The organism is Streptomyces sp. NPDC089915 (assembly GCF_040684675.1).
Classification (GTDB): Bacteria; Actinomycetota; Actinomycetes; order Streptomycetales; family Streptomycetaceae; genus Streptomyces.
In genome coordinates this window covers 1-17,917 of sequence record NZ_JBFBGN010000052.1, presented here as the reverse complement: position 1 = coordinate 17,917, position 17,917 = coordinate 1, and the positions used below count along the sequence as shown (strand labels likewise).

General features: G+C 75.1%; 13 protein-coding genes. 5 read left to right on the top strand and 8 right to left on the bottom strand.

The window, feature by feature from the left end:
- Nucleotide 1 precedes the first annotated feature (1 nt).
- From AB0O29_RS17680 to AB0O29_RS17655, 6 genes are all read right to left on the bottom strand, one after another.
- Nucleotides 2–2,686, bottom strand: a complete 2,685-nt coding sequence (locus AB0O29_RS17680) for an AAA family ATPase (RefSeq protein WP_365152612.1) — start codon at nt 2,684–2,686, stop codon at nt 2–4.
- A gap of 167 nt (nt 2,687–2,853) precedes the next feature.
- Nucleotides 2,854–3,093: a DUF397 domain-containing protein gene (locus AB0O29_RS17675; protein ID WP_365152610.1), complete on the bottom strand. Its 240-nt coding sequence runs from the start codon at nt 3,091–3,093 to the stop codon at nt 2,854–2,856.
- A gap of 111 nt (nt 3,094–3,204) precedes the next feature.
- Nucleotides 3,205–4,389, bottom strand: coding sequence for a thiolase domain-containing protein (locus AB0O29_RS17670; protein ID WP_365152608.1), 1,185 nt, complete (start codon nt 4,387–4,389; stop codon nt 3,205–3,207).
- Nucleotides 4,386–5,453 carry a thiolase domain-containing protein gene (locus AB0O29_RS17665; protein WP_365152606.1) on the bottom strand — a complete coding sequence of 356 codons (1,068 nt, stop codon included), beginning with the start codon at nt 5,451–5,453 and terminating at the stop codon, nt 4,386–4,388. Before AB0O29_RS17665 ends, AB0O29_RS17670 begins: the two co-directional genes overlap by 4 nt.
- A complete protein-coding gene (locus tag AB0O29_RS17660; RefSeq protein ID WP_365152604.1) occupies nt 5,453–6,436 on the bottom strand; it encodes an OB-fold domain-containing protein in 984 nt (327 codons plus the stop codon). The genes AB0O29_RS17665 and AB0O29_RS17660 overlap by 1 nt, the downstream gene beginning before the upstream one ends.
- A gap of 357 nt (nt 6,437–6,793) precedes the next feature.
- Nucleotides 6,794–7,594: a crotonase/enoyl-CoA hydratase family protein gene (locus AB0O29_RS17655; RefSeq protein ID WP_365152602.1), complete on the bottom strand. Its 801-nt coding sequence runs from the start codon at nt 7,592–7,594 to the stop codon at nt 6,794–6,796.
- A 173-nt stretch (nt 7,595–7,767) separates the two neighbouring features.
- Between AB0O29_RS17655 and AB0O29_RS17650 the strand changes: the two genes are divergently transcribed.
- Nucleotides 7,768–9,399: an acyl-CoA synthetase gene (locus tag AB0O29_RS17650; protein WP_365152600.1), complete on the top strand. Its 1,632-nt coding sequence runs from the start codon at nt 7,768–7,770 to the stop codon at nt 9,397–9,399.
- A 106-nt stretch (nt 9,400–9,505) separates the two neighbouring features.
- Here the strand turns inward: AB0O29_RS17650 and AB0O29_RS17645 are convergent, their stop codons facing one another.
- Nucleotides 9,506–10,354 carry an alpha/beta hydrolase gene (locus AB0O29_RS17645; protein ID WP_365152598.1) on the bottom strand — a complete coding sequence of 283 codons (849 nt, stop codon included), beginning with the start codon at nt 10,352–10,354 and terminating at the stop codon, nt 9,506–9,508.
- 128 nt (nt 10,355–10,482) lie between these two features.
- On the opposite strand from AB0O29_RS17645, the gene paaK reads away from it, so the two are divergent.
- The 3 genes from paaK (at nt 10,483) to AB0O29_RS17630 (ending at nt 13,689) form a co-directional block, all read left to right on the top strand.
- Nucleotides 10,483–11,820, top strand: a complete 1,338-nt coding sequence (paaK, locus tag AB0O29_RS17640) for a phenylacetate--CoA ligase PaaK (RefSeq protein WP_365152596.1) — start codon at nt 10,483–10,485, stop codon at nt 11,818–11,820.
- A gap of 85 nt (nt 11,821–11,905) precedes the next feature.
- A complete protein-coding gene (locus tag AB0O29_RS17635; protein WP_365152594.1) occupies nt 11,906–12,760 on the top strand; it encodes a YhjD/YihY/BrkB family envelope integrity protein in 855 nt (284 codons plus the stop codon).
- Between the two features lie 71 nt (nt 12,761–12,831).
- The gene (locus tag AB0O29_RS17630; protein ID WP_365152592.1) at nt 12,832–13,689 is read left to right on the top strand and encodes an oxidoreductase; all 858 of its coding nucleotides are present in this window, start codon (nt 12,832–12,834) and stop codon (nt 13,687–13,689) included.
- 58 nt (nt 13,690–13,747) lie between these two features.
- Here AB0O29_RS17630 and AB0O29_RS17625 read toward each other — a convergent pair whose 3' ends face one another.
- On the bottom strand, nt 13,748–15,247 hold the full coding sequence (locus tag AB0O29_RS17625) for a fatty acyl-CoA synthetase (protein WP_365152590.1): 1,500 nt from the start codon (nt 15,245–15,247) through the stop codon (nt 13,748–13,750).
- A gap of 167 nt (nt 15,248–15,414) precedes the next feature.
- Here AB0O29_RS17625 and AB0O29_RS17620 point away from each other — a divergent pair, with 167 nt between their 5' ends.
- Entirely contained in the window at nt 15,415–17,880 is a 2,466-nt protein-coding gene (locus AB0O29_RS17620; protein ID WP_365152588.1) for a penicillin acylase family protein, read from the top strand.
- Nucleotides 17,881–17,917: the final 37 nt, after the last annotated feature.

Below are 17,917 nucleotides of genomic sequence, written 5' to 3'. Positions count from 1 at the left end.
GTTACGGGACGGTCCGGGTCAGGTCCGCGCCGCGGGCGAACCCCGTGAGGGCCCGCGCGGTGCGGGCCTCCAGGGCGTCGGCGCCGCAGGTGCGGGCGGTCAGGTGGGCGCGGGTGAGCAGGTCGGGGTCGTGGAGCTCGGCGCCGAGCGCGGCGAGGGCGCGGGCCAGCTCGTAGGCGGCCGGGGAGTCCTCCAGCAGGGTGACCGCCTCGGTCAGCAGGGCCGCGCGGGCCTCCGGGGGCGCCACCTCCGCCGAGACCCGCAGGGCCTGCCCGATGGCGGACGGGGCGCCGAAGGCCCGCGCCCGGTGCAGGGCCTCGGCGGCCAGCGCGCGGGCCCTGGCGGGGTCCTCGGGTGCCACCGTGCGGGCGAGGAGCAGCTGCCACGGGCACCAGGCCGGGTTCTGGATCCCGCGCGGGGTGAGGCGCCGGTCCACCGCCTCCAGTTCGACGGCGGCCGCCTTGCGGTCCCCGGCGGCCAGGAGCAGTTCGGCGTAGACGGTCTGGGAGTCGGGGAAGACCACGGCGGCGGGGAAGGGCTCCCCGTACGCGTGCTCCCGGGCGAGCGCCCAGGCCTCCTCGGTGCGGCCCCGGGCGAGGAGGGTGGTGAGGAGGATCGTGATGGCGTACCAGTGCACGGGCGTACGGCGGCCCACGCGCTCGGCGAGCCGCAGGCCCGCCCGGGCCAGTTCCTCGGCCTCGGTGAGGCGGCCGCGCCGGAAGCGGATGTAGGCGCGCAGGCTGTAGGCGAAGGACAGGTGGGCGCCGTGCCAGCCCTGGCGTTCGAACTCGGCGGTGCCGGCCTCGAACAGCTCCTCGGCGCGGCCGGGCCGGTCGGCGTACATGTGGACCATGGCGGCGAGTACCGGGACCTCGAAGCCCCGGTCCTCGTGCGCCCAGCTGAAGGGCTGTTCCAGGACCCGCCCGGCGTGGTGGAGGGAGACCTCCAGGGGTTCGCCGCGCAGGCAGGCGTCCCAGGCGCGCAGTCCGATGACGTAGCGCTCGGTGAGGTCGCGGCCGGTGAGCCGGTCGGCGAGTTTGGCCAGGCGGCGGGAGCGGGCCGGGGAGTCGGGTTCGGCGGCGTCGAAGGCGTCCCACATGAACTGTTCGGACTGCAGGCGCAGCCGGGCGCGCGGGTCGTGGGCGCGGGGTATCTCGCCGGCGAGGAGTTCGGAGGCGGCCCGCAGGTGGTCGCTGTGGGCGAGGACCTGGGCCAGCCGGATGACGATGCCCTGGCGCAGCGCGGGGTCGTCGAAGGGCTCGGCGAGGGCTGCCCGCAGGTGGTTGACGGTGGTGGCGGGTTCGGTGAGGAGGGAGGCGCAGCCGAGTTCGTAGAGCACGGCGGCGCGTTCGTCGAAGTCCGGGGGTTCCTGGAGGGCGCGGGCGAGCTGGCGGCGGGCGGCTTCGGGGGCTCCGGCCCTGAGGTTCTCGGCGGCGGCCTCGCGCAGGGTGCGCACCACCCAGGGGTCGTTCTCGGGGTGGGTCTCCAGGAGGTGGCGGGCGGCGGCGGAGGAGCCGAGTCCGGCGTCGACGACGGCCGCGGCCGCCTTGCCGTGCAGGGCGACGCGCAGGGCGTCGGGGATGGCCCGGTAGATGGCGGTGGCGATGAGCGGGTGGACGAACTCCAGCCCGGTGTCCTCGTCCTCGGCGTCGGCCGGGGGTCCCGACAGGATGCGGGCGTCGCGCAGCCGCCAGGTGGCGCCGGCGGCCTCCTCGGCGCCGAGTCCGGCGACGCGGGCGGCGATCTGCCGGGGGATGGCGGTGCCCAGGACGGCGCAGGCCCAGGCGAAGCGGACGGTGGAGGGGCCGAGGTTCTGGAGCCGGGCGACGAGGCCGCTGCCGCGCTGGGCGGCGGCCAGGTCGTGCAGGAGCGGGGCGCTGGACTCGACGGGGGTGATGCCCCGGGCGCGGACCTTCGCGGTGAGTTCGACCGCTTCGAAGGGGTTGCCGGTGGTGACGGCCCAGGCCTCGCGGCAGAAGGCGTCCTCGGCGTGGGCGCCGACGGTCTCGCGGACCAGGGTGGCGACGGCCGCCTCGGTGAGCGGGGCGAGGCTGAGCGGGCGCCGGCCGGCCCGGCCGGGCAGGGTGCGGAAGGCCTCGGCGTGGACGGGGAGTTCGTCGGGGCGGTAGGCCACGACGAGGAGCAGCGGGAGGTGTTCGGCGCGCGGGGCGAAGGCGGCGAGCCAGCCGAGGGATTCGGGGTCGGCCCAGTGGGCGTCGTCGAGGACGAGGACGACGGGGGCGCGCTGGACGGTGAGGTGGGTGAGGACCCAGTCGAGGCCGTCGCGCAGGCCCTGGGGGTCGGGCGGGGCGCCCTGTTCGGGGGCGCACAGGCCGAGGGCGGGGCCGATGATGGCGTACCAGCCGCCGAGCGCGGCGCGCAGTTCGGCCTCGGGGCGGCCGGCGAGCTGGGGCTGGATGAGCTGGCGGGCGACGTGGAAGGGCTGGCTCTGCTCCTGTTCGCCACCGCGTGCGGCGAGGAGGGTACAGGAGCGGGCGAGGGCGCGGCGGCGCACTTCGGCGAGGAGGGTGGTCTTGCCGAGTCCGGCGGGGCCGGAGAGGGCGAGCAGGCCGCCGGCCGCGTCGGGGCCGGTTCCGGTGAGCCGGTCCAGGGCCTCGTCGACGCTGATGAGTTCGGTCTCGCGCTCGAAGAGCGTGCGCCGTGTGCGGCTGCGGCGGTCCGTCATGGCTGGTACCCCCCAGGCCGGTTCGGGGGATCAGCGTACGCCCGCGCACGACCCGGGGGCTGCCCCTATCGGGAAAGAACCCGATCTTCTCTTCCGGACCTCGCCGCCGCCCCGGCCCGGAGGGGGGCGGGGCGGCGGGGCGGGGCGGCGGACCGGGGGCGCGGTGCTCAGACCGGGCCGAAGCGGCCGGCCCGGGCGCCCAGGACGAACTTGCGCCATCCGTTGGGGGCGAAGACCAGTGACGGGTCGCCGGGGCGCTCGCCGTCGCGCATCGCGATGAAGCCCTCCACGAAGGCGACCTGGAGGTCTCCCTCGCCCCGGCTGCTCGGCTGCCAGTCCGCCCCGCTGAGATCGAGCTGGGGCCTGACCCGCTCGGCGAGGGTCCGCGCGGTCGTGCTCTCGGCCATCTGCCTGCTCCTCCCGGTACGTCGTCGTCGGGGGGCCAGGGTAGCCATCGCTGCGGGTGCCGCACAGACCCCGGTCCGTCGCCCGTGGCCGGTGCGGTGCCCGCGGTCCGTTCAGCCGCCCGGCCGCTCGGACCCCACCAGCCACATCGCGAAGAACTGGGAGCCGCCCCCGTACGCGTGTCCCATGGCCCGCCGCGCGTCCGGGACCTGGTGTTCCCCGGCCAGGCCGCGGACCTGGAGGGCCGCCTCGGCGAAGCGGATCATGCCGGAGGCGCCGATCGGGTTGGTGGACAGGACGCCGCCGGAGGGGTTGACGGGGAGGTCGCCGTCGAGTTCGGTGACCCCGGCCTCGGTGAGCTTCCAGCCCTCGCCCTCCTGGGCGAAGCCCAGGTTCTCCAGCCACATGGGCTCGTACCAGGAGAACGGGACGTACATCTCGACCGCGTCGATCTCCCGGCGCGGGTCGGTGATCCCGGCCTGCCGGTAGACGTCGGCGGCGCAGTCCTTGCCGGCCTGCGGGGAGACGAAGTCCTTGCCCGCGAAGAGGGTGGGCTCGCTGCGCATCGCGCCGCCGTGCACCCAGGCCGGGGGCCGGGGCGAACGGGCCGCGCCCGCCCGGTCGGTGAGGACCATGGCGCAGGCCCCGTCCGAGGAGGGGCAGGTCTCGGAGTAGCGGATCGGGTCCCAGAGCATGGGCGAGGCCTGGACCTTCTCCAGGGTGATGTCGTGCTCGTGCAGGTGCGCGTACGGGTTCTTCAGCGCGTTGCGCCGGTCCTTGTAGGCCACCAGCGAGCCCACCGTGTCGGGCGCGCCGGTGCGCCGCATGTAGGCGCGCACGTGCGGGGCGAAGAACCCGCCGGCCCCGGCCAGCAGCGGCTGCTGGAAGGGGACGGGGAGGGAGAGGCCCCACATGGCGTTCGACTCGGACTGCTTCTCGAAGGCCAGGGTCAGGACGGTGCGGTGGACGCGGGCGGCGACCAGGTTGGCGGCGACGAGCGCCGTGGAACCGCCGACCGATCCGGCCGTGTGCACGCGGAGCATCGGCTTGCCGGCGGCGCCGAGGGCGTCGGCGAGGTAGAGCTCCGGCATCATGACGCCCTCGAAGAAGTCGGGGGCCTTGCCGATGACGACGGCGTCGATGTCCGCCCAGGTCAGTTCCGCGTCGGCGAGGGCGCGGACGGCGGCCTCGCGGACCAGGCCGGCGAGGGAGACGTCGTGGCGGGCGGCGACGTGCTTGGTCTGGCCGACTCCGACGACGGCCACCGGCTCCTTGCCGGACGCGTCCGATCCGCTCATGCTCGGTCCCCTTCCAGGACGGCGACCAGGTTCTGCTGGAGGCAGGGGCCGGAGGTGGCGTGGGCGACGGCCCGGTCGGACTCCCCGCGGTGGATCCGGGCGGCGGCCTCGCCGATGCGGATCAGGCCGGCGGCCATGACGGGGTTGGCGGCGAGGGCGCCGCCGGAGGGGTTGACGGCGACCTCGTCGCCGAGGCCGAGCGCCTTGCGCAGGACGACCTCCTGGGAGGAGAACGGCGCGTGCAGTTCGGCGGTGTCCACGGGGGCGTCGAAGAGGCCGGCCCGCTCGGCGGCGGTGCGGGTGGACGGGGAGTCGGTCAGGTCGCGCAGGCCCAGGGCGTGGGCCTCGATGCGGTGGTCGATCCCGGTGATCCAGGCGGGCCGCTCGCACAGCCGGCGGGCGGTGTCCCCGGCGGCGAGGACGACGGCGGCCGCCCCGTCTCCGATGGGCGGGCAGTCCCCGGTGCGCAGGGGCGCGACCTGGTAGCCGCCCTGCGGGACGGCGCCGCGGAGCTGGGCGTGTGGGTTGGCGGCGGCGTCGGCCCGGCTGCGGGCGCCGATGGCGGCGAGGGCCCGTTCGTCTGTCTCCCCGGCGTCGATGAGCGCCCGCGCCTGGAGGGCGGCCAGGGCGACGGAGTCGGGCCAGAGGGGGGCGAGGTAGTACGGGTCGAGCTGGCGGGTGAGGACGTCGCGGACGGAGCCCGGGGAGGACTTCCCGTACGCGTAGACGAGCGCGGTGTCGGCCTCGCCGGTCTGGATCTTGACCCAGGCCTCGTAGAGCGCCCAGGCGCCGTCCATCTCCACGTGGGACTCGGAGATCGGCGGCCAGGCGCCGACGCCGTCGAGGGTCATGGTGAAGGAGAAGGCCCGGCCGGCGAGGTAGTCGCTGGAGCCGGAGCAGGTGAAGCCGATCTCGCCGGTCTTCAGGCCGGTGGCGGCCAGCACCCGGTGCAGGACCGGCATGACCATCTCGACTTCGCTGAGTTCGTCGGTGCGGCGCAGGTGGTCGCTCTGGGCGAAGGCGACGACGGCCACCTCGCGCGCGTGCCTGCTCGTCCTGGGCATCAGATGAGCTCCTTGTACGCGTCGTAGTCCGCGTCCGGTTCGCCGGTGGGGCGGTAGTGGTCGGGGTAGCGGCCGCCCTCGGTCCACACCGGTTCGACGCGCAGGCCCATGCGGACCCGGTCGTAGGGGATGCCGCCGATCCGGCCGTGGAGGGCGAGGCCGGCGCCGTCGAGGGCGATGTGGGCGTACACGTACGGCACCTCGATGTCGAGGTTCTTCGCCTTGATGTTGACGATGCAGAAGGTGGTGACGGTGCCGGCGGGGCCGACCTCCACCCGGTCGGTGGTGGCGACCCCGCAGGTGGGGCAGGCGCCGCGCGGGGGGACGTAGACCTTGTGGCAGGAGGGGCAGCGCTCGCCGACGGTGCGGCGCTCGGAGAGGGCGTTGATGTAGGCGGTCTGGGCGCGGCCGGGGCTGTACGTGTAGTCCAGCCGGGCCTCGGCGACGATGCCGGTGACGGGCTCGTCGAAGACCCCGTCGTGCGGAACGGCGCTGGCGCGCCGCCCGTCGTTTTCGTCGGGCTCGTCGTCCTCGTAGGGCTCGAAGCAGGCGATGTCGGTGATGGCGCCGGTGCGTTCGGCCGCCCAGCGGACGCGCACCCGCATACCGGTGCGGACGGCTTCGGGGCCGGGGGCGTCGAGGGCGTGCAGGAGGGCGGTGTCGGCGCCGTCGAGCCGGACCAGCACCCAGGCGAAGGGGGCGGCGAGGGGCTGCTGGGGGCGGGGTTCGCCGTTCCAGGCCCAGGTGGTGACGGTCCCGGTGGGCGCGACCTCGACGAGCTCGCGGAGCTCGTCGGCGGTGACGGGGTCGTACTCGACGGGCGGCACCATCACCGCCCCGGCGGAGGTCCGGACCCCGAGGACGACGCCTTCGCGCAGCCCGGTGAGGAAGGCGCTCTGGACGGGCCCGAGGGACCGGGTGAAGGGGAACTCGACCACGAGGGGCGCACGCAGCACCTCGGGCGGGGACGCGGCTGCTGTCATGGGTGGTCTCCGATGCTCGGAAGGTACGGATACGGGGGGCGCGGCCGCGAGGGGTCCGGCCACCCCCGGGGCCGGGGGCGGGCCCCGACGGGGTCCGGGGCTCAGCCCCAAGGGGTCTGGGGCACAAGCCCGTCGGGGGTCTTGGGCGCAACCCCAAGGGGGTCGGGGCTCAGCCCCGTCGGGGTCCGGGGCACAACCCCAAGAGGTTCGGGGCGCAACCCCAGGGGGGTCCGGGGCGCAGCCCCGCCGGGGTCCGGGGCGCAGCCCCGCCGGGGTCCGGGGCGCAGCTCCGGGGAACGGGGGAAGGGTGGGTAGGGGAACGGCCCCGCAGGGACGCCGCGCCCCCGCGAGGGACCGTCAGGCCCGCCGGAAGACCGGCGGACGCCGCTCCGCGAAGGCCCGCGCCCCCTCCTTCGCGTCGGCGGTGTCGAAGACCGGCCAGCCCCGGGCCAGTTCGGCCGCGAGTCCCTCCTCCTCCGCCATCTCCGCCGTCTCGTAGACGGAGGCCTTCACCGCCTCGACGGCCAGCGGCCCGCACGCGTTGACCCGTTCGGCGATCTCCAGCGCCGCCTCCAGCGCCGTCCCCGAAGGCACCACCCGTCCCACGAGCCCGATCCGCTCCGCCTCCTCGGCCGAGTAGGGCCGTCCCGTCAGCAGCATCTCCAGCGCGTGCGTGCGCGGGATCTGCCGGGGCAGCCGCACCGTGGAGCCGCCGATGGGGAACAGCCCCCGCTTGACCTCGAACAGCCCGAAGGTGGCCCCGGCCCCGGCGACGCGGATGTCGGTGCCCTGGAGGATCTCGGTGCCGCCCGCCACGCAGTAGCCCTCCACCGCCGCGATCACCGGTTTGCGCGGCCGGTGGTGACGGAGCATCGCCTTCCAGTGGAGGTCGGGATCGGCCTTGAGCCGCTCCCGGTAGTGGTCGCCCGCCATCCCCTTCCCGGCCAGCGCCTTGAGGTCCATGCCGGCGCAGAAGTCCCCGCCCGCGCCCGTGAGGACCACCGAGCGGATCCCGTCGTCCGCGTCCGCCTCCAGCCAGCCGTCGTACAGCCCCACGAGCAGCGGAAGCGAGAGCGCGTTCTTCGCCTCCGGCCTGTTCATGGTGAGCACCAGCGTGGCGCCGTGCCGGTCCACGGTGAGGTGTTCCGTCCCACCCATTGCCGTCCTCCCGTCTCGAGACCTAGAACAGGTTGCAGGAGGGCCGGGTGCAGTACAAGGGTTTTCTGACGGCCAGTCAGTTTTCTTGCGCGCGCCCTTCCCAGTTGCGCCGGGCGACGCTCTAATGACCGCCGAGCAGACCGGCCGCCCGGTCCGGGTCAGGAGGAGGAACGGTGGAGTACAACCTTGCCGACCTGTTCGAATCGGTCGTGGACGTGGTCCCCGACCGCGAGGCACTGGTGTACGTGGACCACCCCGGGACCGGCGCCGAGCGCCGCCTGACGTACGCGCAGCTGGACGCGGCGGCGAACCGCGTCGCGCACCACCTCGCGGACAGCGGCCTGGCCCCCGGAGAGCACGTGGGGCTGCACCTCTACAACGGGGTCGAGTACCTGCAGACCGTCCTGGCCTGCCTGAAGGCCCGGCTGGTGCCGGTGAACGTCAACTACCGGTACGTGGAGGAGGAGCTGGTCTACCTCTACAACGACGCCGACCTCGCCGCGCTCGTCTTCGAGGGCGAGTTCACCGAACGGGTCGCGGCCGCGCTCCCCCAGACCCCGGGGCTGCGCCACCTGGTCCGGGTCGGCCCCACCCCGCCGGGGGCGCGGGAGCCGGCGATCGCGCCCGTGGCGTACGCGGACGCCGAGGCGGCGGGCTCCCCGGAGCGCGGGTTCCCGCCGCGCAGCCCCGACGACCTGTTCATCATCTACACCGGCGGGACGACCGGCATGCCCAAGGGGGTCATGTGGCGGGCCGAGGACCTGTTCTTCGCCGGGCTGTTCGGCGGCGAGCCCTCGGGGGAGCCCGTCAAGCGGCCGGAGGAGCTGGCGGAGCGGGTCGCCGCCCGGGGGGCGGGGCTGACCTTCTTCCCGGCTCCCCCGCTGATGCACGGCACCTCCACCCTGACCTCGTTCATCGCCTTCAACTACGGGCAGCGGGTGGTGATCCACCGCAAGTACGCGCCCGAGGAGGTGCTGCGCACCATCGAGAAGGAGCGGGTGTCGAGCGTGTCGCTGGTCGGCGACGCGATGCTCCGGCCGCTGATCGACGCGCTGAACGGGCCGCTGCGGGGGACGGACCTGTCCTCGCTGTTCAGCGTCTCCTCGTCGGGGGCGATCATGTCGGAGTCGGTGCGCGCGGAGTTCCAGCGGCTGGTGCCGAACGTGGTGCTGCTGAACAACTTCGGCTCGTCCGAGTCGGGTTCGAACGGGCGGGCCACGGACGACTCCGGCCCGGAGAAGGGCTTCCGGCTCCAGGTCAACGACCGTACGCAGGTGGTGGATCCGGTGACGCACGAGCCGGTGGCGGTGGGCGTCCCCGGGCGCCTCGCCCAGCGCGGGCACGTCCCGCTGGGGTACTACAACGACCCGGTGAAGACCGCGGAGACCTTCTTCCGGAAGGGCGAGGAGCGGTGGGTGCTCCTCGGTGACATGGCGACGGTCGACGAGGAGGGGATCGTCACCGTTCTCGGGCGCGGCTCGCAGTGCATCAACACCGGCGGCGAGAAGGTGTACCCGGAGGAGGTCGAGCAGGCGCTGAAGTCCCATCCGGACGTGTACGACGCCCTGGTCGCGGGCGTCCCGGACCCGACCTGGGGCAGTCACGTGGCGGCCGTGGTCCAGGTCCGGGCGGGCGCCCCGGAGCCCACGCTGGAGGAGATCCAGGCGCACTGCCGGACCCGGCTGGCGGGGTACAAGATCCCGCGCCAGCTGGTGATCACCCCGTCCGTCCAGCGCTCGCCGAGCGGCAAGGCGGACTACCGCTGGGCGAAGGCGGTGGCCACCGAGGCGGACGCGGGCGCCTGACCGCGGCCCGGCGCCCCGGCCGGCATGGAGCCCCCTCGGCCGGGGCGACGGGGTGCCCCGTCGGCCGGGCCGACGGGGTGCCCGAGGGCCCGGGGCGGCGGTGTCGTCAGGCTCCCGTGGTCAGGAAGCGTTCGACGCGGGCGGCGAAGGCGGGGGCGTCGTCCAGCCAGGGGAAGTGGGCGGCGCCGGGCTGGACGGCGAGGACGCCGGCGGGGAAGAGGGCCGCGAGTTCCGTCGCCACCTCCGGCGGCGGGGTGCCGTCCAGCTCGCCCGCCAGGACCAGGACCTCCCGGGTGAACCCCTCCAGGGCGGCGCGGGTGGCGGGCGGGTCGAAGGCGCCCTCGCCGGCGAAGGCCAGTGAGGCCTTCTCGTTGCGCTGCTCCGCCCCCGCCGCCTGATGGGCGCGGGCCGCCTCGTCCCAGCGCCCGTGGAAGAGCGGCGCGGTGAGGCCCCAGTCCGCCTCGGCGCCCGTGCCGGCCAGGATCCGCCCGTAGGCCTCGATCGCCGTGTCGTACGGCTCGCTCCCCGCCCTCAGCCGGGCGGCCCGCAGGCGCTGCTCGGGGGTGATGTCGAGGCCCACCGCCCAGGTGGTGGGGGTGACCAGGACCAGGCGGCCCACCCGTTCGGGGTGTGCGGCCGCGTACATCATGGCGAGGTTTCCGGCCGCCGAGTGGCCGAGGACGTCCACGCGCTCCAGGCCCAGGTGGACGCGGAGCGCCTCCACGTCCGCGACCTGGTGGTCGACGCGGTACGTGGACTCGTCCGCCGGTACCGCGGAGCCGCCCGTGCCGCGCAGGTCGAGCCGGATCAGCCGGCGCCCGGCGGCCAGTCCGCCGAGGTCGCCGAGGTAGCGGGAGGCCCGCATGGCCCCGCCCGGCAGGCAGATCAGCGGCTCACCGTCACCCTGGACGTGGTAGGCGAGTTCGGTCCCGTCGTACGTGGTGAATACATGCATGGGCCCATCCCATCAGACGATCACTCGTTCGAGTCATTGATTTGCCGGTCGGGGTCCGGCAATCTACCGAATGAACGTTCGGTTGGACGGGTTGGTCCTGCGGGTTGGTCCTGGATGAGGTGACGGCGATGGCGGCGTACACGGAACGCGACGATCAGGGTGACTTCGGCGACGAGGGGGAGCGGCTCGGCCCCGACGAGCTGGCCGCGCTCCAGCTCAAGCGGCTGCGGGCGACCCTGCACCGGGTCTACGACCGCGTGCCCTTCTACCAGGAGGCCTTCGACAAGGCGGGCGTCCACCCCGACGACTGCCGCTCACTGGCCGACCTCGCGCTCTTCCCGCTCACCACCAAGGCCGACCTGCGCGCCCAGTACCCCTTCGGGATGTTCGCCGTCCCCCGCCCCGACGTCCGCCGGCTGCACGCCTCCAGCGGCACCACCGGCCGGCCCACGGTGGTGGGCTACACGGACGGGGACCTCGCGGCCTGGGCCGACGTGGTCGCGCGGTCGCTGCGCGCGGCGGGCGCCCGGCCCGGGCAGATGGTCCACATCGCCTACGGGTACGGCCTGTTCACGGGCGGCCTGGGCGCCCACTACGGGGCCGAGCGGCTGGGCTGTACGGTCGTCCCCGCCTCCGGGGGCATGACGGACCGCCAGGTCAGACTCATCCAGGACCTCCGGCCGGAGGTCATCATGGTGACCCCCTCCTACATGCTCACCCTGCTCGACGAGATGGAGCGCCAGGGCGTCGACCCGCGCTCGACCTCCCTGCGGACCGGGGTCTTCGGCGCGGAGCCCTGGACCGAGGAGATGCGCCGCGAGATCGAGGACCGGCTCGGCATCGACGCCGTCGACATCTACGGCCTGTCGGAGGTGATGGGCCCGGGCGTGGCCCAGGAGTTCGCCTCGCACAAGGACGGGCTGCACATCTGGGAGGACCACTTCTACCCCGAGGTGATCGACCCGCTGACCGGGGCGGTGCTGCCGGACGGCGAGCTCGGCGAGCTGGTGTTCACCTCCCTCACCAAGGAGGCCATGCCCCTGATCCGCTACCGCACCCGGGACCTGACGCGGCTGCTGCCGGGGACGGCGCGGCCCGCGTTCCGCCGGATGGAGAAGGTGACCGGCCGCAGCGACGACATGCTCATCGTGCGCGGGGTGAACCTCTACCCGACCCAGATCGAGGAGATACTCCTGCGCATCCCCGCGCTGGCCCCGCACTTCCAGCTGCGGCTGACCCGCGAGGGGCGGATGGACGTCCTCACCGTACGGGTGGAGGCGCGCCGGGAGGCCGATGCCGGGCAGCGGCGGGCGGCGGCCGCGGAGCTGGCGCGGTCGGTGAAGGAGGGGGCCGGGGTGTCCGTGGGGGTGGAGGTGGTGGAGCCGGAGAGCCTGGAGCGCTCGGTCGGCAAGATCAAGCGGGTGAAGGACCTACGCGGGATCGGGGAGGACACCGCGCAGGGCTGAGACGCGGCCGGCGGCGCCACCCCTTCGGCCCCACTTCGGCGCGGCGTGCGGGACCGGCCGGGCCGGCCCGGGTAGGGGATGGGGTGTGACCTCGACCCTCCGGCAGCTGCACGACCGGTTACTGGCCTCGCCCGTCGGGCTGGCCTGGAGCCGCGGCCGCGAGATCGAGCTGATGCACCGGGCGATGGGCTTCGCCGCCCTCGGGTTCCTCACCCTGGTGCCGCTGCTGGTGGTCGTGGCGGCGGCCGCGCCGGGCAGCGGGTCGGGCTTCGGCCGCTGGCTGGGGCAGGCGCTCGGGGTCACCGCGTCCTCCCGCGCCAAGGTCGAGATGCTGTTCGGGGCGGCGGACCTGGCGCTGGAGCGGACCACCGCCTTCGGGCTGGCCGCCCTCGCGGTGTTCGGGCTGACCTTCGGCTCCGCCGTGCAGACCGGCTACGAGAAGGTGTGGGACCTGCCGACGGCCCGCTGGCACACCATGTGGCGGCACGTGGTGTGGCTCGCCCTGCTGGTCTGCTACCTGGCGCTGCTCGTCGGGATCCCCGCACCCTCCGCGGACACGGCGGGGGCGGCCCTCGGCACCGTCAGCGACCTGGTCGGCACCTGCCTGTTCTTCTGGAGCTCCGGCCGGCTGCTGCTGGGCGGGCGGGTGCGCTGGGCCGCGCTGTTCCCCGGGGCCGTGGCGACCAGCGTCGGCCTGCTGGGCCTGCGGGTCTTCTCCCAGCTCGTGTTCTCCCCGCTGATCGCCTCGAACGCGGTGACGTACGGCCCGTTCGGGACGCTGCTGGTCGTCCAGTCCTGGCTGGTCGGCGTCGGCTTCGTCGTCTACGGCGGGGCGCTGGTGGGCCGCCTGGTCCACGAGCACCTCACGCTGCGGCGGCTGCGGGCCGGCGGAGTCCTGCGTTCCGGCGAGGACCCTTCCCACGATCCGGGACAGGAGTGAGCCCGGCGGGCGGGAACATGGCAGGATCACGCCTGCACCACCCACAACACCGTTTGATATCAGGGGGATTGATGTCTGCGCAGGATCTCGGCGCCGGGCGGGTATGGCTGATCACCGGAGCCACGTCGGGCTTCGGACGGACGCTGGCGGAGGCCGCGCTCGCGGCCGGTGACACGGTCGTCGCGGCGGCCCGCCGGCCCGCCGCGCTCGACGGCCTGGCGGCCGCCCACCCGGGCCGGCTCGTACCGGTCGCGGCGGACGTGACGGACACGGCGCGGGCGGAGGAGCTCGTCGCCGCGGCCGTGGAGCGGTTCGGCCGGATCGACGTCCTCGTCAACAACGCCGGCCGGGGGCTGATCGGAGCGGTCGAGGAGACCTCCGAGGCCGAGCTCCGCGATCTGATGGAGCTGCACTTCTTCGGCCCGGTCACGCTGATCCGCGCCGTGCTGCCGCACATGCGCGAGCGCAAGTCCGGGGCGATCGTGCAGATGAGCAGCATGGGCGGGCGGCTGTCCTTCCCGGGCGTCGGCGCCTACTCGGCGACGAAGTTCGCCCTGGAGGGCCTCACCGAGGCGCTGCGCGGCGAGGTCGCGCCCTACGGGATCAAGACGCTGATCGTGGAACCCGGGTCCTTCCGTACCGGCTTCGCGGGCGGAGCGGCGCTCCAGCAGTCGGCCGCCGTCCTGCCCGCGTACGCGGACACCGTCGGCGCGGTCCGCACCGGCCTGCCCGGCAGCGACGGCAGGCAGCCCGGTGACCCGGTCAAGGCGGCCGCCGCGATCCTGGCCGCGCTGGACGCCGAGGAGACCCCGCTGCGGCTCGCCCTGGGCAACGACGCCCTCGACGCGATCCTCGCCCACGGGGACGCCGGCCGCGAGGAGGCCCGTACCTGGGAGTCCGTCAGCCGGGGCACCGACTTCGACGCCTGACCGGCGCCGCCGCCCGCCGGCCGGGTCCCGCGTCCCGCGGGGCCCGGCCGGCGGGGTGTCACGAGTCGCCGAGGCGGTCGCGGAGCTCCCGCTTGAGGATCTTGCCGCTGGCGTTGCGCGGCAGGGCCTCCGCGAACAGCACCCGCTTGGGGGCCTTGAAGTGGGCGAGCCGCTCGCGGGCGTAGGCCATCAGCTCGGCCTCCGTGACCTCCCCGCGGGGAACGACGACGGCCGTGACGGCCTCGATCCACCGCTCGTCGGGCAGCCCCACGACGGCCGCCTCGGCCACGCCCGGATGGGTGTAGAGCACGTCCTCCACCTGCCGTGAGGCCACGAGCACCCCGCCGGAGTTGATGACGTCCTTGACCCGGTCGACGACGGTGAAGTAGCCCTCGGCGTCCCGTACGGCGAGGTCGCCGGAGCGGAACCAGCCGTCCCGGAAGGCCGCGCGGGTGGCCTCGGGGTCGTTCCAGTAGCCCAGGCACAGCTGCGGCGACCGGTACACCACCTCGCCCGCCGTGCCGTCCGGGACCTCCGCCCCGGCCTCGTCGACCACCTTGGCCTCCACGTGCGGCACCGGCCGCCCGCAGGACTCCAGCCGCCCCTCGTGCTCGTCCGGCCCCAGCACGGTGGCCAGCGGGCCGATCTCGCTCTGCCCGAAGCAGTTGTAGAACGCCAGCCCCGGCAGCCGCTCCCGCAGCCGCTCCAGGACCGGGACCGGCATGACCGAGGCCCCGTAGTAGGCCTTGCGCAGGTTGCCGAGCTCCCGCTCCCCGAACTGAGGGTGGCCGGCCAGGGCGATCCACACGGTCGGCGGCGCGAACAGGCTGTCCGCCCGGCCCGCCTCCACCAGGTCGAAGACCTCCTCGGCTACCGGCCCGTCCAGGACGGTGTTGTCCGCGCCCACCGCCAGGTACGGCAGCAGGAACACGTGCATCTGCGCGGAGTGGTACAGCGGCAGCGAGTGGACCGGGCGGTCCCCCTCCGCCAGGTCCAGGGCGGCGATGGCGCTCTCGTACTCGTGGGCCAGCGCCCGGTGCGTCATCATCGCGCCCTTGGGCAGGGCCGTGGTCCCCGAGGTGTACAGCAGCTGCACCACGGCGGCGGGGTCGGCGGAGGGCTCGTGGGGCAGGGGTTCGGCCAGCTCCTCCAGGAAGGAGCCGGGGGCGTCGCGCAGCGCCCGTACGGGCTGACCGGCGGGGATCCGGTCCACCAGGCCGGGGTCGGCCAGGACCAGGGCGCCCGCGCAGTCGCGCAGGATGTGCGCGAGGTCCCCGCCGGTGAGGTTCTGGTTGACGGGGACGTGGGTGAGCCCGGCCCGGGCGCAGGCGAGGAAGGCGATCAGGTAGGCGTCGGAGTTGTGGGCGAAGGCCGCGACCCGGTCGCCGGGGGCCAGCCCGTAGCGCTGCCGCAGGACGGCGGCGCCGGTGGAGACCGCCGCGTCGAGTTCCCCGTAGGTCCAGGTCCGCTGCCGGTAGCGCAGGGCGGTCCGGTCGGGGTGCCGCCGCGCGGCGGCCCGTACGAGCCCGTCGACCGTGTGGTGCCGTACTGCCGTCATGGCGCGATCCTCGCCCCGCCGCGCGGCCGGGGTCAAGATCGGCGCGGCGGACGGGCGGGTACGGCGTTGTTGACAGGCCGTCGGGCCGGCTGCATGAGTGTCAGTCACGCGGGCACCATCCGCCGCACCGGCAACCCCGCCCGCCCTCATGCCACTTGGGAGACACAGTGCACGCGTTACACGGTCCGCCCCGAGCCCGCCGGCTGCTGCGCCGGCTCGCCGTCGCCGGGGCCGCGCTGCTCACCGCGACGGCCGCCGCGCCCCAGGCGGGAGCCGCCGGCCCGGAGGACTCCTCAGTCCGGGGCGGCGGGCTGTCGGCCGTCATCCGGTACACCGAGAACGGCATCCCGCACATATGGGCCCGCGATTACGCGCGGCTGGGCTTCGGCACCGGCTGGGCCCAGGCGGCCGACCAGGTCTGCGTGCTCGCGGACGGGTTCGTGACGGTGTCCGGGGAGCGTTCCCGCTGGTTCGGCCCCGACGCCGCGACCGACTACTCGCTCTCCTCGGCCTCCCGGAACCTCTCCAGCGACCTGTACTTCAAGGGCGTACGGGAGTCCGGCACGGTGGAGCGGCTGCTGGCCGCCCCCGCTCCGGCCGGCCCCAGCGGACCGCTGCGGGAGCTGATGCGCGGCTGGGCCGCCGGGTACGACGCCTGGCTCGCCCAGAACCGGATCACCGACCCCGCCTGCGCGGGCGCCGCCTGGGTGCGCCCGGTCACCGCCACCGACGTCGCCGCGCGCGCCCTGGCCGTGTCGGTGCTCGGCGGGCAGGGGCGCGCGGTGGACGGGATCACGGCGGCGCTGCCGCCCGGGCCGGGTCCGGCCGCCCGGACGGCCGTCCCCGGCGGGCCGGATGCCGACGGGCCGGATCCCGGCGCCGCCGCCGAGGCCGCCCGCCGGCTGTTCGACACCTCCCGCTACGACATGGGCTCCAACGCGGTGGCCTTCGCCGGCTCCACCACCGCCAACGGCCGGGGCCTGCTGCTCGGCAACCCGCACTACCCGTGGCAGGGCGGGCGCCGGTTCTGGCAGGCGCAGCAGACGATCCCGGGCGAGCTGAACGTCTCGGGCGCCTCGCTGCTCGGCACGCCGGTGGTGAACATCGGCTTCACCGAGAAGGTGGCGTGGAGCCACACGGTGGCCACCGGGACCCCGGTCAGCGTGCACCGGCTGTCGCTCGTTCCGGGCGACCCGACGGCCTACCTGGTCGACGGGAAGCCGGAGCGGATGACGGAGCGGAGGGTGACCGTCGAGGTGGCGGGCGGGGCCCCGGTCACCCGCGGCCAGTGGTGGACCCGGTACGGGCCGGTGGTCACCACCCTGGGCCCCGGGCTGCCGCTGCCGTGGACGGGCGCGGAGGCCTACGCGCTGAACGACCCGAACGCGGTCAACCTGCGCGGCTCCGACACCGCTCTGGCCCTGGCCCGGGCCGGCTCGGTCGCAGGGATCCAGGACGCGCTGCGGCGCACCCAGGGGCTGCCCTGGGTCAACACGGTGGCCGCCGACTCGGCCGGCGGCACCCTCTTCACCCAGTCCCAGGTGCTCCCCCGGATCACCGACGAGCTCGCGGCCCGCTGCTCCACCCCGCTGGGCCGGGCCACCTATCCGGCGTCGGGGCTGGCGGTCCTGGACGGCTCGCGCGGCGACTGCGCCCTCGGCTCCGACCCGGACGCCGTGCAGCCGGGGGTGTTCGGCCCGGGCCGGGCGCCGGTGCTGCGGGACGCCCCGTACGCGGAGAACTCCAACGACAGCGCCTGGCTGGCCAACGCGGACCGGCCGCTGACGGGCTACGAGCGGGTCTGGGGCGATGTCTCCGCCCCGCGCTCGACGCGTACGCGCGGGGCGCTGGAGGACGTGTCGGCGATGGCCGCTCGGGGCCGGCTGACGGTGGGCGACCTGCAGCGCCAGCAGTACGCCGACCGGGTCCCGGCCGGGGACCTGGCGGCCGCCGACGCGGCGCGGGCCTGCGCGGAGCTGCCCGGCGGGAGCGCGACGGGGAGCGACGGCGGGGCGGTGGACGTGTCGGCGGCCTGCGGGGTGCTGGCGGGCTGGGACCGTACGGCGGACTCCACGAGCCGGGGCGCGCTGCTGTTCGACCGGTTCTGGCGGCGGCTGACGGCCTCGACGCCGGCGCGGGAGCTGTGGCTGGTGCCGTTCTCGGCGGCCGATCCGGTGCGCACCCCCCGGACGCTGAACCGGGCGGCCCCCGGCGTCGGCCGGGCCCTCGCGGACACGGTCGCCGAGCTGCGGGCGGCCGGGATCGCGCTGGACGCGCCGCTGGGCGAGCACCAGTTCGTGGTGCGCGACGGGCGGCGGCTGCCGGTGGGCGGCGGTACGGAGGCCCTCGGCGTGTGGAACAAGATCGAGGCGCCGTGGAACGCGGCGGCCGGCGGTTACGCGGAGGTGGTCCACGGCTCCAGCCACATCCAGGCGGTCGGCTGGGACGGCAGCCGCTGCCCGGTGGCGCGCACGGTGCTGACGTACAGCCAGTCGGCGGATCCCACCTCGCCGTTCCACGCGGACCAGACCCGGCTGTTCTCGCGGGAGCGGTGGGTGACCTCGCGGTTCTGCGAGCGGGACGTCCTGGCCTCGCCGGCGCTGCGGGTGGTCGTCCCGAGCGAGCGGCGCTGACCCGGCGGGCGGGCGGTTCCGGGCCCGGAACCGCCCG

Coding starts and splice junctions, on each gene's coding strand:
- AB0O29_RS17675 (WP_365152610.1), bottom strand. CDS start 3,093: ATGGCCGAGAGCACGACCGCGCGGACCCTCGCCGAGCGGGTCAGGCCC.
- AB0O29_RS17655 (WP_365152602.1), bottom strand. CDS start 7,594: ATGGGTGGGACGGAACACCTCACCGTGGACCGGCACGGCGCCACGCTG.
- AB0O29_RS17680 (WP_365152612.1), bottom strand. CDS start 2,686: ATGACGGACCGCCGCAGCCGCACACGGCGCACGCTCTTCGAGCGCGAG.
- AB0O29_RS17630 (WP_365152592.1), top strand. CDS start 12,832: ATGTCTGCGCAGGATCTCGGCGCCGGGCGGGTATGGCTGATCACCGGA.
- AB0O29_RS17670 (WP_365152608.1), bottom strand. CDS start 4,389: ATGAGCGGATCGGACGCGTCCGGCAAGGAGCCGGTGGCCGTCGTCGGA.
- paaK (WP_365152596.1), top strand. CDS start 10,483: ATGGCGGCGTACACGGAACGCGACGATCAGGGTGACTTCGGCGACGAG.
- AB0O29_RS17625 (WP_365152590.1), bottom strand. CDS start 15,247: ATGACGGCAGTACGGCACCACACGGTCGACGGGCTCGTACGGGCCGCC.
- AB0O29_RS17645 (WP_365152598.1), bottom strand. CDS start 10,354: ATGCATGTATTCACCACGTACGACGGGACCGAACTCGCCTACCACGTC.
- AB0O29_RS17660 (WP_365152604.1), bottom strand. CDS start 6,436: ATGACAGCAGCCGCGTCCCCGCCCGAGGTGCTGCGTGCGCCCCTCGTG.
- AB0O29_RS17665 (WP_365152606.1), bottom strand. CDS start 5,453: ATGCCCAGGACGAGCAGGCACGCGCGCGAGGTGGCCGTCGTCGCCTTC.